Raw genomic sequence first — 15,628 nt, forward strand, 5'->3', positions numbered from 1 at the left:
GACGCATCGCCGATGGTAGTGTGGGGCTTCCCCATGTGAGAGTAGGTCATCGTCAAGCACCTATACAGAAACCCCGACCAGCCACGCTGGTCGGGGTTTCGTCTTTTCGCGCCAGAAACTTTCCACAGACACGGAAAAGCCCCGAACGGGTCGGGGCTTGACGTACACCTCAGCCTTGTGAACTCAGCGGCTCGCCCCACAGGCACAGCTCCAGGCTGTGACTCTCGCCGCCGGCCAGTTGCACGCAGTCGTCCAGCACGTTGGCGGTTTCGATGCACAGCATGCGCTGCCAGGCATCCTCAGCGAATTGCGACAGGCGCTGTGCCTTGTCGATCCACGGGTTCCACAGCACGGCCGAACGCGAGCTACGGCTTTGCAGGCAGATGCGCCGCTGCCAGCCGGTATCCCGTAGCTCCAGACGCGGCGGCAGGTCCAGGTAGATGCGGTCGGTTTCTCCGGCGAACTGCAGCGGGCCTGCCTGGCGGTACTCGCGCCAGCCGTCGAGGGTTTCGATGTAGCGTGAGCCGTCCAGCCCCGCGATGTTCACCTTGTGGATATCGCTGACGGCGAAATAGCTGTGCAGGGCCTGACTGAGCCACACCGGACGCTGGCCGCGGTTGTGGCTGCGCAGTTGCAGCTGCAGACGGTCACCAAGACGGATCTCCAGTTCCACATCGACGGCATGGGGCCAGTCGGGCAGACCGCTTTCCGCCTGCGGGCAGGCGAACAGCAGACGCGCCTCGTCGCCGTCGATCACGCTTTCCCGGCATTCCCACGGCAGGTTGCGCACCAGGCCATGGAAGGGTGCGGCCTCGCCACGATACTGGGCGAGCAGGGCGGCGGGATTGCGCGCGAGGTCGCCGAACCATGGCCAGCATACCGGCACGCCACCGCGCACCGACTGGCCGCGCAGGCCGCGGGCCTGTTCGCTGAGCCAGATCAGCGGCGGCTCGTCGCCCTGCCGATAGCTGAGGATCTGCGCGCCCTGTTCGGCGATCAGCAGGTCGGCGTTGGCGGTCCGGACCCGCCAGCAGGGCAGGTCGTCGAACTGTTCGCGGCGGATATGCGGGGTGGACTGGGTCACGGGGCTGTCCTGATCGGTAATTCAATGTCGCATTATTCCGCGCCTCTCGCGGCGGCGCCATGCGCGCGGGCTACCCTGAAAGGGATACGTGGACCGGGAGCCAGGCATGCGCAAGGGCTTGATCGCGGCGGCGCTGCTGCTGACGCTGGGCGCCCTGCTGTGGTGGTGGCAGCGGCCGCAGCCGCTGCCGGTGGTGCTGCTGACCGTGCAGCGCGGGCCGGTGGAGAGCCTGGTGGCCAACAGCCGCGCCGGTACCCTCAAGGCCTGTCGTCGCTCGCAGCTGTCGTTCAACCTCGGTGCGCCGGTGGCCGAGCGGCTGGTGACGGAGGGCGAGCGGGTGCAGGCCGGTCAGGTGCTGATGCGCCTGCGCCAGGACGACCAGCAGGCACGTCTGGCCGAGGCCGAGGCGCGCCTGCTCCTGCAGCGCAATGCGCGCGTGCGCCAGTGCGCTCAGGCCGAGCTGGACGGCCGCGAGGTGGCCCGCCTGCGCCGCCTCGCCGAGCGCCGCCTGGCGGCGGCGGATCTGCTCGACCGGGCGCAGACCCAGGCGCGGCTGTCCGCCCTGCAGTGCGAGGCGACCGCCGCGCAGGTCGCCGAAGCCGAGGCAGCTGTGGCCCTGCAGCGCGCGCTGCTCGACCAGAAGACCCTGCGGGCGCCCTTCGCCGGCATAGTCGCGGAGATCAACGGCGAGGTCGGCGAGTTCGTCACCCCCTCGCCGCCGGGCATCCCCACGCCGCCGGCGGTGGATCTGATCGACGACAGCTGCCTGTACGTCGAGGCGCCGATCGACGAGGTGGAGGCCGCCCGCGTGACGCTCGGCATGCCGGTGCGCATCAGCCTGGATGCCTTCCGCGGCCAGTCCTTCGTCGGCACGGTCAGCCGCATCGCGCCCTTCGTGCGCGAGCTGGAAAAGCAGGCGCGCACCGTCGACATCGAGGTGCGCTTCCGCGCGCCGCCGCCGCAACTCGCCCTGCTCACCGGCTACAGCGCCGACGTCGAGATCCTCCTCGAGCAGCGCGAGGGGGTATTGCGCATTCCCAGCGAGAGCCTGCTCGACGGCCGGCGGGTGCTGCGCTACGACACCGCGAGCGGCGTGCTGCGCGCGGTGGAGGTGCAGACCGGGCTGGCCAACTGGCGCTGGACCGAGGTGCGCGCCGGCCTCGAGGAGGGCGCGCGCATCCTCGCCAGCCTGGAGCAGGAGGGGCTGGGCGACGGGGTGGCGGTGACTCCCCGCAATGGCGCGCCGCCGCCATGATCCGCCTGCGCGGGGTGACGCGCTGCTTCCACCTCGGCGAGCAGCGGGTGATGGGGCTGGAGGCAGTGGATCTGGACATCGCCGCCGGCGAGTACCTGTCGGTGATGGGGCCGTCCGGTTCCGGCAAGTCGACTCTGCTCAACGTGCTGGGCCTGCTGGATGTGCCGGACGCCGGCGAATACTGGCTGGACGGCGAGCCGACCGCGGCGCTCGACGAGGTCCGCCGCGCGGCGCTGCGCAGCCGCCACATCGGCTTCGTGTTCCAGTCCTACCACCTGATCCCGCGCCTCACCGCCCTGGAGAACATCGAGCTGCCGATGCTGCTGGCCGGCATCGAGCCCGCCGAGCGGCGCCGGCGCAGTGCTCGGCTGGTCGAGCGGCTGAGCCTGGGCGACCGGATGGCGCACCGTCCCGGCGAGCTGTCCGGCGGCCAGCGCCAGCGCGTGGCGATCGCCCGGGCGATGGTCATGCAGCCGGCGCTGCTGCTGGCCGACGAGCCGACCGGCAACCTCGACAGCCACTCCGGCGCCGAGGTGGTGGAGCTGCTCGAGGAACTCAACCGCGACGGCCTGACCCTGCTGATCGTCACCCACGACGCGGCCCTGGGCGCCCGCGCCCGGCGCAGCCTGGGCATGCGCGACGGGCGGATCATCAGCGACCGCCGGCAGGGCGGAGCGGTCTGATGCGTCCGGCCGACGCTCTGTGCCTGTGCCTGGACGCCCTGCGCGGGCATCGCCGGCGCAGCCTGATGCTGCTGCTGGCGATCGGCATCGGCGTGCTGGCGGTCACCCTGCTCACCGGCCTGGCCGAGGGCGCCCGCGGCTTCGTGCTTGCCGAGTTCTCGCTGCTCGGGCGCAACACCCTGATCGTCCTGCCGGGGCGCAAGGAGACCACCGGCGGGGTGCCGCCGCTCACCGGCCTGGCGCCGCGCGACCTGACCCTGCAGGATGCCGAGGCCATCGCCCGCCTGCCCGCGGTGCGCCGGGTCGCCCCGCTGCAGGCCGGTCAGCTGGAGGTCAGCGCCGGCGGGCGCCGCCGCGAGGCCCTGGTGCTCGGCACCAGTCGCGAGTTCTTCGCCATCCGCCAGCTGCAGGTCAGCCAGGGACAGCCGCTGCCGCCGCTGCCCTTCGCCCAGGCCGAGGCGGTCTGCCTGATCGGTGCCAAGCTGCGTCGCGAACTGTTCGGCGCACGCCCGGCGCTGGGCGAATGGCTGCGTGCCGGCGACCGCCGGTTCCGGGTGATCGGCCTGATCGAGGAGCGCGGCGAGTCGCTGGGCATGGACTTCGCCGAGCTGCTGATCATCCCGGTGGCCAGCGCCCAGGCGCTGTTCGACCGCGAGGGACTGTTCCGCGTGTTCGCCGAGGTGCGCGGTCCGCTGCTGCTGGACAGCGGCAAGCGGCAGATCCTCGCGCTGCTCCGCGAACGCCACGAGGGCGAGGAGGACGTCACCCTGATCAGCCAGGACTCGATGCTCGCCGCCTTCGACGACATCCTCGGCGCCCTGGCCATGGCCCTGGCCGGCATCGCCGCGATCAGCCTGCTGGTGGCCGGCGTGCTGATCATGAACGTCACCTGGATCGCGGTCAGCCAGCGCACCGCCGAGATCGGCCTGCTCAAGGCCCTCGGTGCCACGCCGCGGCAGGTGCACGGCCTGTTCGTCGGCGAGGCGCTGCTGCTCGCCCTGCTCGGCGCGCTGGCCGGGTTGCTGCTCGGCGAGCTGCTGCTGTGGATCGCGCGTCTGCTCTGGGAGGTCCCGCTGCGCGCGCCACTGTGGGCGCGGCTCGGTGCGCTGCTGCTGGCCCTGGCCACCGCCGTGCTGTTCGCCTGGCTGCCGGCGGCGCAGGCGGCGCGCCTGCCGCCGGTGCAGGCGCTGCGCCCGCCGGGAGCGCGCTGATGCGCTGGCAGGACGGCCTGCAGCTGACCGGCTCGGCGCTGACCAGCCGGCCGCTGCGGAGCCTGCTGACGATGCTCGGCGTGGCCATCGGCATCGCCGCGGTGGCGCTGCTCACCGCCATCGGCGAGGGCCTGCGCCACTACGTGCTGGACAACTTCTCGCAGTTCGGCACGCGGATCATCGCCATCCATCCAGGCCGTACCCAGACCGGCGGTTTCGGCGGCCTGCTGGCCAGCATCCGTCCGCTGTCGGTGGCCGACGCCGAGGCGCTGCGCCGTCTGCCGCAGGTCGAGGCGGTGGTGCCGGTGATCCAGGGCAGCGGCGACATCCAGGCCGGCGCGCGCAAGCGCAGCAGCGACGTCATCGGCGGCGGCCACCAGCTGGCCGAGGCCTGGCGCTTCCGCGTCGCCCTCGGCCAGTTCCTGCCGCCACCGCGCGACGGGCGCTCGCCGCCGGTCACCGTGCTCGGCCACAAGCTGCGCGTCGAGCTGTTCGGCAGCGCCAATCCGCTGGGCGAGGCGCTGCGCATCGGCGGCACGCGCTTCCGGGTGGTCGGGGTGATGGCGGAGAAGGGCCAGCTGCTCGGCTTCGACCTCGACGATGTCGCCTACATCCCGGTGGACTGGGCCGAGGCGCTGTTCAACCGCGAGGGGCTGATGGAGATCAGCGTGGTGTACGGCCCCGGCACCAGTGCCGCGCACCTGGCCGCCGGCATCCGCCGGCTGCTGGTCGAGCGCCACGGCGTCGAGGACTTCAGCCTGACCACCCAGGACGACATGCTCGCCAGCCTCGACCGCATCCTCGCCATCCTCAGCGCGGCGGTGGCGGCGCTGGGCGGCATCTCGCTGCTGGTCGGCGCGGTCGGCATCCTCACCATCATGACCACCGCGGTGGGCGAGCGCACCGCCGAGATCGGCCTGCTGCGCGCGCTTGGCGCCAGTCCGCGCCAGGTGCTCGGCCTGTTCCTCGCCGAGGCCACCCTGCTGGCGCTGGCCGGCGGCCTGCTCGGTCTGCTGCTGATGACTCTGCTGCTCGGTGCCTTGCAACTGGGCATGCCCGGACTGCCGCTGCGCCCGCAGCCGCTGCTGCTCCTTGCGGCCCTGCTGCTGGCGGCGCTGATCGGCACTGCTGCCGGCCTGGCGCCGGCGCGCCAGGCCGCGCGCCTGCATCCGGTGGACGCCCTGCGCAGCGAGTGACAAGGCCTGTGATAAATATCCGGGTAAAACAGTGTGACTTTTCGCCGACGCGGACTGTCGTTTAAGACAGTCAATCGCCAACCGAACGCCTGCGGCCACAAGCCGGCAGCGCGTGCGAAGCCCCGGAGTACAGACCGTGAAAGAGGTTCCCGTGCAGAAGAAGATGATGGATAGCGCCGACGAGGCCCTGAGCAGCATTGTCGACGGCTTCAAGCGTTTCCGCCGCGACGTGTTCCCCGAGCAGGAGGAGTTGTTCAAGAAGCTGGCCACCGCGCAGAACCCGCGGGCCATGTTCATCACCTGCGCCGATTCGCGCATCGTTCCCGAGCTGATCACCCAGAGCTCGCCGGGCGACCTGTTCGTCACCCGCAACGTCGGCAACGTGGTGCCGCCCTACGGCCAGATGAACGGCGGCGTGTCCACCGCCATCGAGTACGCGGTGGTGGCGCTGGGCGTGCGCCACATCATCATCTGCGGCCACTCCGATTGCGGCGCGATGAAGGCGGTGCTCAACCCGCAGTCGCTGGAAGGCATGCCGACGGTGAAGGGCTGGCTGCGCCATGCCGAGGTGGCGCGCACCGTGGTCGAGCAGAACTTCGCCCGCTGCGACTGCGGCCAGGAGCACCTGGAGCTGCTCACCGAGGAGAACGTGGTGGCCCAGCTCAACCACCTGCTGACCCACCCGTCGGTGGCGGCACGGGTGGCCAGCGGCCAGCTGTTCATCCACGGCTGGGTGTACAACATCGAGACCAGCGAGATCATCGCCTACGACGCGGAGAGCGGCCGTTTCCTGCCGCTCGACGGCGACCTGGTGCCGATGGCCACCCCGCGCTCGCGCTTCAACGGCTGAGACCGTCCGGGCAGCGCCGCCGCGTCCTGCGGCGGCGCTGCGTCGTTCAGGCCGTCAGCTGCAGCTCGACGCCCAGCTGGCGCGACAGGCACGGCCAGGTCTGCCAGGCGGCCAGGCGCTGCGGGTCGGCCAGCTGCGCGCGGTACTCCTGGGCGGTTTCGGTGACGAAGATCCGCTCGTCCTGCAGGGCTTCGCTGGCCTGATGCACCGCGGCATCGAGCTGGTTGGCGAACGGCTCGCCGATCAGCGCATGGGCCACCAGGTTGGCCACCGTGGTGTCCAGCGGAATCAGCGGCTGACCGAAGTGGGCGATGTAGCGGTCGTTGACCTCCTCCACCAGGCGATGGGCCAGATAGGCCTCGTCCAGCAGGGCTTCCAGGCCCTCATGTCCCTCCAGCTCCGGCGGCGGGCTGAGGAAGAACTCCTCGGCCAGGCGCAGCACCGGCTTGATCTGCGCATCGATGCCGGCCTCGCTCGCCACGCTGGCCGCCGCTTCCACCAGCTCCGGCACCTCGTCGACATAGGCGCGCACGAAGCGCAGCAGGGTCCCCGGTGCATCCGCTTCGGGCAGGCGAATGGCGCGGTGCAGGCCGTCGATGCGGCCGGCCAGGTCGGTGGCCAGGCTGCCGTGTTCGGTTTCGTGCTGCAGGGCCTGGTCGATGCGTTCGCGCAGGGCGGCGATGTTCATGGAAGGCAGTACTCCAGAGGCAGTTGATGACAGCAACGCAACATAGTTGCAGATCGCCGGTTGCGCCAATTGACCTGTAACAAGCTAACGAATTTCCGATCGGCTGCAGCCTCGCCCGCGATTTCCGGTTCGATTGCCAGCCCGGGGACCCTGTCTATACTCGGATTGTGTGTGCGCTGAAGGGATCCGGCAGCTGCTCAAGCAGGGCAGGGTGCGAGAACCGGCGCTGGCCGCGAGACGGCCGCGCCCCCTGGTCGCAGGCAAGAAGCCGGCGGGTACAAGAAGAACGATAAGGGGACCCCGAATGTTGCGACATTCGCATTTCTGGCTGGGGGCCATGCTCGGGCTGGCATCGCTGCCGGCGCAGGCCGAGTGGGCGGTGAACATGGGCCGGGGCGCCACCGAGGTCAGCCGCTCGGTATTCGACCTGCACATGACCATCTTCTGGATCTGCGTGGTCATCGGCGTGGTGGTGTTCGGCGCGATGTTCTGGTCGATGCTCATGCACCGGCGCAGCCGCGGCCAGCAGCCGGCGCAGTTCCACGAGCATACCTGGGTGGAAATCCTCTGGACCGTGGTGCCCTTCGTCATCCTGGTGCTGATGGCGGTTCCGGCCACCCGCACGCTGATCGCCATCTACGACCATTCCGAACCCGATCTGGACATCCAGATCACCGGCTACCAGTGGAAGTGGCACTACAAGTACCTGGGCCAGGACGTCGAGTTCTTCAGCAACCTCGCCACCCCGCGGGCGCAGATCGACAACCGGGCGGCCAAGGACGCGCACTACCTGCTGGAGGTCGACCAGCCGCTGGTGGTGCCGGTCGGCGCCAAGGTGCGCTTCCTGGTCACTGCCGCCGACGTGATCCACTCCTGGTGGGTGCCGGCGCTGGCGGTGAAGAAGGACGCCATCCCCGGCTTCGTCAACGAGGCGTGGACGCGCATCGAGCAGCCCGGCCTGTACCGCGGCCAGTGCACCGAGCTGTGCGGCAAGGACCACGGTTTCATGCCGGTGGTGGTGGAGGCGAAGAGTCGCGAGGACTTCGACCGCTGGCTGGCCGAACGCAAGGCCGCGGCGCTGGCGGAGAAGGAACTGACCGGCAAGGAATGGACCCTGGAAGAGCTGATGGCGCGCGGCGAGCAGGCCTACCAGACCGCCTGCGCCGCCTGTCACCAGCCCACCGGCGCCGGCATGCCGCCGGTGTTCCCGGCCCTCAAGGGCTCGGCCATCGCCACCGGGCCGAAGGAAGGCCACATCGCCATCGTGGTCGGCGGCAAGCCGGGCACCGCCATGGCGGCCTTCGGCAAGCAGCTCTCCGACGTCGATCTGGCGGCGATCATCACCTACGAGCGCAATGCCTGGGGCAACAGCACCGGTGACATGGTCACGCCGCAGGAGATCGCGGCGTTCAAGCAGGCGAAGGAGTGACGGACATGAGCGCAGTGATCGACACGCACGCCCACGGTCATGCCCACGGCCCGGCCCGGGGCCTGATGCGCTGGGTGCTGACCACCAACCACAAGGACATCGGCACGATGTACCTGGTGTTCAGCTTCGCCATGTTCCTGTTCGGCGGCAGCATGGCCATGGTGATCCGCGCCGAGCTGTTCCAGCCCGGCCTGCAGATCGTCCAGCCGGAGTTCTTCAACCAGATGACCACCATGCACGGCCTGATCATGGTGTTCGGCGCGGTGATGCCGGCCTTCGTCGGCCTGGCCAACTGGATGATCCCGCTGATGATCGGCGCGCCGGACATGGCCCTGCCGCGGATGAACAACTTCAGCTTCTGGTTGCTGCCGGCGGCCTTCGGCCTGCTCGCCAGCACCCTGTTCATGGAAGGGGGCGGCCCCAACTTCGGCTGGACCTTCTACGCGCCGCTGTCGACCACCTACGCGCCGGAGAGCGTCACCTTCTTCATCTTCGCCGTGCACCTGATGGGCATCAGCTCGATCATGGGCGCGATCAACGTCATCGCCACCGTGCTCAACCTGCGCGCGCCGGGGCTGACCCTGATGCAGATGCCGCTGTTCGTGTGGACCTGGCTGATCACCGCCTTCCTGCTGATCGCGGTGATGCCGGTGCTGGCCGGCGTGGTGACCATGATGCTGATGGACATCCACTTCGGCACCAGCTTCTTCAGCGCCGCCGGCGGCGGCGACCCGGTGCTGTTCCAGCACGTGTTCTGGTTCTTCGGCCACCCCGAGGTGTACATCATGATCCTGCCCGCGTTCGGCGCGGTCAGCGCGATCATCCCCACCTTCAGCCGCAAGCCGCTGTTCGGCTACACCTCGATGGTCTACGCCACCGGCGCCATCGCCTTCCTGTCGTTCATCGTCTGGGCGCACCACATGTTCACCGTGGGCATCCCGCTGACCGGCGAGCTGTTCTTCATGTACGCCACCATGCTGATCGCCGTGCCCACCGGGGTGAAGGTGTTCAACTGGGTGAGCACCATGTGGCGCGGCTCGCTGACCTTCGAGGCGCCGATGCTGTTCGCCGTGGCCTTCGTCATCCTGTTCACCATCGGCGGCTTCTCCGGGCTGATGCTGGCCATCGCCCCGGCCGACTTCCAGTACCACGACACCTACTTCGTGGTGGCGCACTTCCACTACGTGCTGGTGCCGGGAGCGATCTTCGGCATCTTCGCCTCCACCTACTACTGGTTGCCGAAGTGGACCGGGCACATGTACGACGAGACCCTGGCCAGGCTGCACTTCTGGCTGTCCTTCGTCGGCATGAACCTGGCGTTCTTCCCCATGCACTTCGTCGGCCTGGCCGGCATGCCGCGGCGCATCCCCGACTACAACCTGATGTTCGCCAACTTCAACATGGTCTCCAGCGTCGGCGCCTTCCTGTTCGGCGCCACCCAGCTGCTGTTCCTGTTCATCGTCGTCAAGTGCGTGCGCGGCGGGCCGAAGGCCGCCGACAAGCCCTGGGACGGCGCCCACGGCCTGGAGTGGACGGTGCCCTCGCCGGCGCCCTACCACACCTTCCAGACTCCGCCGGAAGTCGACGAGCGCAGCCGGCTGCACTGAGTGGCCGAGGCGCGAGGAGCCTGCGATGAGCGACAGCACCGACACGCGCCGCCTGGTCCGCCGCCTGCTGCTGGTGGTGGTGGCCATGTTCGGCTTCGGCTTCGCCCTGGTGCCGCTGTACGACGTGATGTGCCAGGCCTTCGGCATCAACGGCAAGACCGCCGGCGCCTACACGGGCAGCCAGCAGGTGGACGAGGCGCGCACCGTGCGCGTGCAGTTCCTCGCCACCAACGCCGCCGGGATGACCTGGCGTTTCGACCCGCAGCAGGACGAGCTGGTGGTGCACCCCGGCGCGGTCAACCAGATGCTGTTCGTCGCCCACAACCCGACGGAGCATGCGATGACCGCCCAGGCCATCCCCAGCGTGGCGCCGGCCAAGGCGGCGGCGTTCTTCCACAAGACCGAGTGTTTCTGCTTCACCCAGCAGGTGCTGCAGCCGGGCGAGCGCATCGAGATGCCGGTGCGCTTCATCGTCGACCGCGACCTGCCGGCCGACGTGCAGCACCTGACCCTGGGCTACACGCTGTTCGACATCACCGCGCAGAAGCCGCCGCTGGCGCAGCGCACAGGCAACTGACGGGGACGCACCCCATGCACAGCAGGCCGCGCTGCCGGCGCGGCCGAGGAGAGCGACAATGGCCAGCCACGAGCAGTACTACGTCCCCGAGCAGAGCAAGTGGCCGATCATCGCCAGCATCGGCCTGCTGGTGACGGTGGTCGGCCTGGGCACCTGGTTCAACGACCTCAAGGCGGCGCGCGCCGACTCGGCCGGCCCGCTGATCTTCTTCGTCGGCGCGCTGCTGCTGGCGTACATGCTGTTCGGCTGGTTCGGCAACGTCATCCACGAGAGCCGCAGCGGGCTGTACAGCGGACAGATGGACCGCTCGTTCCGCTGGGGCATGCGCTGGTTCATCTTCTCCGAGGTGATGTTCTTCGCCGCCTTCTTCGGCGCGCTGTTCTACCTGCGGGTGTTCGTCGGCCCCTGGCTGGACGGCGCGGGCGACAAGGGCGTCAGCGCCATGCTCTGGCCGGACTTCCAGTTCAGCTGGCCGCTGCTCGACAACCCCGACCCCAAGGCCTATCCGCCGCCGCAGGGGATCATCGACCCCTGGCACCTGCCGCTGATCAACACCGTGCTGCTGGTGACATCCAGCTTCACCCTGACCTTCGCCCACCACGCCCTGCGCCACGACAGGCGCACCGCGCTCAAGGCCTGGCTGGCGCTGACCGTGCTGCTCGGCGCCGCCTTCCTGGTGCTGCAGGCCGAGGAATACGTGCACGCCTACACCGAGCTGGACCTGACCCTGGCCTCCGGCGTCTACGGCGCCACCTTCTTCATGCTCACCGGCTTCCACGGCGCCCACGTCACCATAGGCGCGCTGATGCTGCTGGTGATGCTGATCCGCATCCTGCGCGGGCATTTCGCCCCGGATCAGCACTTCGGCTTCGAGGCGGCCAGCTGGTACTGGCACTTCGTCGATGTGGTCTGGGTCGGCCTGTTCGTCTTCGTCTACGTGCTGTGAGGGTGCGGCCGTGTCGGTTGCCGCCGTCCCGCCGCGGGACCGGCGTTTCCGCCCGGGCCTGCTGCCGACCCTGGTGGTCGCGGCCCTGCTGCCGCTGCTGCTCGGCCTCGGCTGCTGGCAGCTGCAGCGCGCCGGAGAGAAGCGCGAGCTGCTCGCCGAGCAGGCCGCGCGCAGCCAGGCACCAATCGTGGATCTGGTCGAGCTGGCGGCGCTGGACGATCCGTCCTTCCGCCGCGTGCGCCTGGTCGGCACCTTCGACGCCGGGCACAGCCTGCTGCTGGACAACCGCCAGCGTGGCGGACGGGTCGGCGTCGAGCTGCTGCAGCCGTTTCTCGACCGCCCGAGCGGGCGCTGGGTGCTGGTCAACCGCGGCTGGCTGCCCTGGCCGCAGCGGGCGGCGCTGCCGGCGTTCGACACCCCGGTCGGCGAGCTGAGCCTGGAGGCCAGCGTCTATCGGCCGCCCGGCAGCGCCTTCCTGCTCGGCGACGGCGCCCCGGGCGAGGGCTGGCCGCGGCTGGTCAACGTGGTCGAGGCTCCGGCGCTGTGGGGCGAGCTGGAGCGCGACGGGCTGGCCGACGAACTGCGCCTCGAGCCCGGCCCGGCCAGCTACGTCGGCGACTGGCCGGTGGTGGCTTCGGGGCCGGAGAAGCATCTGGGCTATGCGGTGCAGTGGTTCGCCCTGGCGGCGACCCTGCTCGGCATGTACCTGTGGTTCGGCGTGAAACAGGCACGGGAGGTGCACGATGGGCTCCACTCTGACGCTTGAGCCGCTGCCGCGGCGCGGTCGCGGGCGCTGGCAACTGCTCGGCCTGCTGGCCGTGGTGATCGGGCCGATGCTGCTGGCCAGCGCCATGTATCGCTGGCAGTTCTGGGTGCCGCAGGCCCGCAGCTATCACGGCGAGCTGATCGCTACCGGGCAGACGCCGGCCGACCTCGGCGTGGCCGGCAGCTGGGACATCCAGGCGGGCGACGAGCCGCGCCGGTGGGTGCTGCTGGTGACCAGCGCCGACGACTGCGCGGCGGATTGCCGGGCGCTGGTCTACCTGGCGCGGCAGATCCATATCGGCCTCAATCGCGAGGCGCCGCGCGCCGGCCATGTCCTCGCCCATGGCGCGGCGCTGCCGGTCGACTACGACGCCGAGCTGCGCGCCGCCTACCCGCAGCTGCAGCGCCTGGGCCTGGATGTCGAGCGCTACCCGCAGGACGGTGCGCAGCTGTGGATCGTCGACCCGCACGGCAACCTGGTGCTGCGCTATCGGGTCGGCAGCGACGGCAAACATATCCTCGACGACCTGCGCCACCTGCTGAAGATCTCGCAGATCGGCTGAGCGCCGGGCAGCCTGCCGGAGGACTGCTAGAGTCAAAGACAGGAGTGACTTCGACCAGCTGTGCAGGAATCCGGGGGGAGGATCTGCCATGGCGACAAGCACAAGAAGACCGGGCTACCGGCTCGCCCTCTGCGCCACGCTGCTGGCCCTGCTGGTGGTGATGCTCGGCGCCTATACCCGCCTGACCCACGCCGGCCTCGGCTGCCCCGACTGGCCGGGCTGCTACGGCTTCCTCGGCGTGCCGCAGAGCGCCGAACAGCTCGCCCATGCCGAGCGGCATTTCCCGGACGCCCCGGTGGAGGCGGAGAAGGGCTGGAGCGAGATGGTCCACCGCTACTTCGCCGGCAGCCTCGGCCTGCTGATCCTCGTCCTCGCGATCCAGGCCGTGCGCCGGCGCGACCGCGCCGGCCAGCCGCTCAGGCTGCCGCTGGCCCTGCTGGCGCTGGTGCTGCTGCAGGCCGCCTTCGGCATGTGGACGGTGACCCTCAAGCTGTGGCCGCAGGTGGTCACCGCGCACCTGCTCGGCGGCTTCGCCACCCTCGGCCTGCTGTTCCTGCTCAGCTTGCGCCTGTCCGGCGCGCTGCCGCCGCTGCAGGGCGTGCTGCCGCGCCTGCGCACGCTGGCGGGACTGGCGCTGCTCGCGGTAATCGGCCAGATCGCCCTCGGCGGCTGGGTGAGCAGCAACTACGCGGCGGTGGCCTGCGTCGACCTGCCGACCTGCCATGGCCAGTGGTGGCCGGCGATGGACTTCGCCAACGGTTTCCACCTGACCCAGCACATCGGCCCCAACTACCTCGGCGGCCAGCTCGACAGCGACGCGCGCACCGCCATCCACATGAGCCATCGCCTCGGCGCCCTGCTGGTCAGCCTGCTGCTGCTGACCCTGGCCTGGCAGCTGCGCCGTGGCGGTCTGTCCGGGCTGGCCGGCCTGCTGCTGCTGGCGCTGGCCGCCCAGGTCAGCCTGGGCCTGGCCAACGTGCTGCTGCACCTGCCGCTGGCGGTGGCAGTGGCGCACAACCTCGGCGGGGCCGGCCTGCTGCTGGTGCTGGTGCTGGTCAACTACCGGCTGCGCGCGGCGGCGCCGGCCAGGCAGGGGGCCGGCCTGCGCCTGATCGGCCGTGGCGGCGACGAGCTGCGGCGCTATTCGCGCCTGTAGGACAACCGCACAAGAACAACAACGAGGGGGAGGGAACGCCATGAGCGCACTGGTGCAGCAACGTCAGGCCCGCGCCGGCTGGCGCGACTATCTGGAGCTGACCAAACCCAAGGTGGTGGTGCTGATGCTGATCACCGCGCTGGTCGGCATGTTCCTCGCCACCGACGGCGGCGTGCCCTGGAGCGTGCTGCTGTTCGGCAACCTCGGCATCGGCCTGTGCGCCGGTGCGGCGGCGGCAGTCAACCACGTGGTCGACCGGCGCATCGACGCGGTGATGGCGCGCACCCGCCTGCGCCCGCTGGTGGCCGGGCGGGTCTCGCCGGCGGCGGCGCTGGCCTTCGCCCTGGCCCTGGCGCTGGCCGGGCAGGCCCTGCTGCTGCTTTTCACCAACGCGCTGACCGCCTGGCTGACGCTGGCCTCGCTGCTCGGTTATGCGGCGATCTACACCGGCTTCCTCAAGCGCGCCACGCCGCAGAACATCGTCATCGGCGGCTTGGCCGGCGCGGCGCCGCCGATGCTCGGCTGGACCGCGGTGACCGGCCGGCTGGACGCCGAGGCGCTGCTGCTGGTGCTGATCATCTTCGCCTGGACCCCGCCGCATTTCTGGGCGCTGGCCATCCACCGCAAGGACGACTACGCCAGGGCGGAGATCCCCATGCTGCCGGTGACCCACGGCGAGCGCTACACCAAGCTGCACATCCTGCTCTACACCCTGATCCTGTTCGCCGTCAGCCTGCTGCCCTTCGTCATCCACATGAGCGGGCCGCTGTACCTGACCGGGGCGGTGCTGCTCGGCGCGCGCTTCCTCGACTGGGCCTGGGCGCTGTACCGTGACAGCCGACCGCAGGCCGCGATCAGGACCTTCAAGTACTCTATTACCTACCTGTTCGCCCTGTTCATCGTGCTGCTGGTGGATCACTATCTGCCGGCACTTCCGCTCTAGCCAACGAAGCCGAGCCCATGACCCGCATCCACAAGACCGTCCTGTTCCTCGTCGCCGCCATCGCCCTGGTGCTCGGCCTCACCGTCAGCAAGGTGCTCAACGCGCCGTCGCAGCTCGATGCGGCGGCGCTGGCCGACGCCGGCATCATCCTGCTGCCGCAGAGCCGCGCCCTGCCGGCGCTGAGCCTCACCGACGAGAACGGCCAGCCGCAGGCGCTCGACCAGCTCAAGGGGCGCTGGACCCTGCTGTTCTTCGGCTACACCTTCTGCCCGGACATCTGCCCGACCACCCTGGCCGAGCTGCGCCAGCTCAAGAGCCAGCTGGCGCCGGAGGCGCTGGCGCGCCTGCAGGTGACCATGGTCAGCATCGATCCGCACCGCGACACCCCGGCCCAGCTCAAGCAGTACCTCGGCTACTACAACGCCGGCTACACCGGCCTGACCGGCGAGCTGGCGCAGATCCAGCAGCTGGCCAACGCGGTGAGCATCCCCTTCATTCCCGGCGACACCACCAGGCAGCACTACACCGTCGACCACAGCGGCAACCTGGCGCTGATCGGCCCCGACGGCCGCCAGCGCGGTTTCATCCGCGCGCCGCTGAATCCGGCCAAGCTGGCGCTGCAGCTGCCGCAGCTGCTCTCGCAGGAGTGAGACGGCGGCAATCCCGGTAGGGTGC

15 protein-coding genes and 1 pseudogene are annotated in these 15,628 nt (G+C 70.0%); 14 read left to right on the top strand and 2 right to left on the bottom strand.

Going from position 1 to position 15,628, the window contains the following annotated elements:
• Positions 1-169: 169 nt before the first annotated feature.
• Complete coding sequence (locus E5198_RS11445; RefSeq protein ID WP_136490122.1) at positions 170-1,084, bottom strand: D-hexose-6-phosphate mutarotase; 915 nt, start codon at positions 1,082-1,084, stop codon at positions 170-172.
• A 106-nt stretch (positions 1,085-1,190) separates the two neighbouring features.
• Between E5198_RS11445 and E5198_RS11450 the strand changes: the two genes are divergently transcribed.
• The 5 genes and pseudogenes from E5198_RS11450 to E5198_RS11470 all read left to right on the top strand — a co-directional run.
• A complete protein-coding gene (locus tag E5198_RS11450; RefSeq protein WP_136490123.1) occupies positions 1,191-2,339 on the top strand; it encodes an efflux RND transporter periplasmic adaptor subunit in 1,149 nt (382 codons plus the stop codon).
• The gene (locus E5198_RS11455) at positions 2,336-3,022 is read left to right on the top strand and encodes an ABC transporter ATP-binding protein (protein WP_136490124.1); all 687 of its coding nucleotides are present in this window, start codon (positions 2,336-2,338) and stop codon (positions 3,020-3,022) included. Before E5198_RS11450 ends, E5198_RS11455 begins: the two co-directional genes overlap by 4 nt.
• Positions 3,022-4,233: an ABC transporter permease gene (locus E5198_RS11460; RefSeq protein ID WP_136490125.1), complete on the top strand. Its 1,212-nt coding sequence runs from the start codon at positions 3,022-3,024 to the stop codon at positions 4,231-4,233. Before E5198_RS11455 ends, E5198_RS11460 begins: the two co-directional genes overlap by 1 nt.
• Positions 4,233-5,429 carry an ABC transporter permease gene (locus tag E5198_RS11465; RefSeq protein WP_136490126.1) on the top strand — a complete coding sequence of 399 codons (1,197 nt, stop codon included), beginning with the start codon at positions 4,233-4,235 and terminating at the stop codon, positions 5,427-5,429. Before E5198_RS11460 ends, E5198_RS11465 begins: the two co-directional genes overlap by 1 nt.
• 132 nt (positions 5,430-5,561) lie before the next feature.
• Positions 5,562-6,279 (top strand): annotated as a pseudogene (locus E5198_RS11470) (carbonic anhydrase); the annotation flags it as partial.
• A 46-nt stretch (positions 6,280-6,325) separates the two neighbouring features.
• Here E5198_RS11470 and E5198_RS11475 read toward each other — a convergent pair.
• Complete coding sequence (locus tag E5198_RS11475; RefSeq protein WP_136490127.1) at positions 6,326-6,967, bottom strand: hypothetical protein; 642 nt, start codon at positions 6,965-6,967, stop codon at positions 6,326-6,328.
• A gap of 304 nt (positions 6,968-7,271) precedes the next feature.
• Here E5198_RS11475 and coxB point away from each other — a divergent pair, with 304 nt between their 5' ends.
• From coxB to E5198_RS11520, 9 genes are all read left to right on the top strand, one after another.
• The gene (gene coxB, locus E5198_RS11480; protein WP_136490128.1) at positions 7,272-8,396 is read left to right on the top strand and encodes a cytochrome c oxidase subunit II; all 1,125 of its coding nucleotides are present in this window, start codon (positions 7,272-7,274) and stop codon (positions 8,394-8,396) included.
• Positions 8,397-8,401: 5 nt separating this feature from the next.
• Positions 8,402-10,003, top strand: a complete 1,602-nt coding sequence (gene ctaD, locus E5198_RS11485; protein ID WP_136490129.1) for a cytochrome c oxidase subunit I — start codon at positions 8,402-8,404, stop codon at positions 10,001-10,003.
• Between the two features lie 25 nt (positions 10,004-10,028).
• The gene (locus E5198_RS11490; RefSeq protein WP_136490130.1) at positions 10,029-10,580 is read left to right on the top strand and encodes a cytochrome c oxidase assembly protein; all 552 of its coding nucleotides are present in this window, start codon (positions 10,029-10,031) and stop codon (positions 10,578-10,580) included.
• Between the two features lie 58 nt (positions 10,581-10,638).
• Positions 10,639-11,526, top strand: a complete 888-nt coding sequence (locus E5198_RS11495; protein ID WP_136490131.1) for a cytochrome c oxidase subunit 3 — start codon at positions 10,639-10,641, stop codon at positions 11,524-11,526.
• A 10-nt stretch (positions 11,527-11,536) separates the two neighbouring features.
• Positions 11,537-12,292, top strand: a complete 756-nt coding sequence (locus tag E5198_RS11500; RefSeq protein WP_236574603.1) for an SURF1 family protein — start codon at positions 11,537-11,539, stop codon at positions 12,290-12,292.
• The gene (locus E5198_RS11505; RefSeq protein ID WP_136490133.1) at positions 12,270-12,854 is read left to right on the top strand and encodes a hypothetical protein; all 585 of its coding nucleotides are present in this window, start codon (positions 12,270-12,272) and stop codon (positions 12,852-12,854) included. Before E5198_RS11500 ends, E5198_RS11505 begins: the two co-directional genes overlap by 23 nt.
• An 88-nt stretch (positions 12,855-12,942) precedes the next feature.
• The gene (locus tag E5198_RS11510; RefSeq protein ID WP_136490134.1) at positions 12,943-14,010 is read left to right on the top strand and encodes a heme A synthase; all 1,068 of its coding nucleotides are present in this window, start codon (positions 12,943-12,945) and stop codon (positions 14,008-14,010) included.
• Positions 14,011-14,050: 40 nt separating this feature from the next.
• The gene (gene cyoE / locus E5198_RS11515) at positions 14,051-14,953 is read left to right on the top strand and encodes a heme o synthase (protein ID WP_136490135.1); all 903 of its coding nucleotides are present in this window, start codon (positions 14,051-14,053) and stop codon (positions 14,951-14,953) included.
• A gap of 17 nt (positions 14,954-14,970) precedes the next feature.
• Positions 14,971-15,603, top strand: coding sequence for an SCO family protein (locus tag E5198_RS11520; protein ID WP_136490136.1), 633 nt, complete (start codon positions 14,971-14,973; stop codon positions 15,601-15,603).
• Positions 15,604-15,628: the final 25 nt, after the last annotated feature.

This window comes from Pseudomonas sp. A-1 (genome assembly GCF_004801855.1).
Classification (GTDB): Bacteria; Pseudomonadota; Gammaproteobacteria; order Pseudomonadales; family Pseudomonadaceae; genus Geopseudomonas.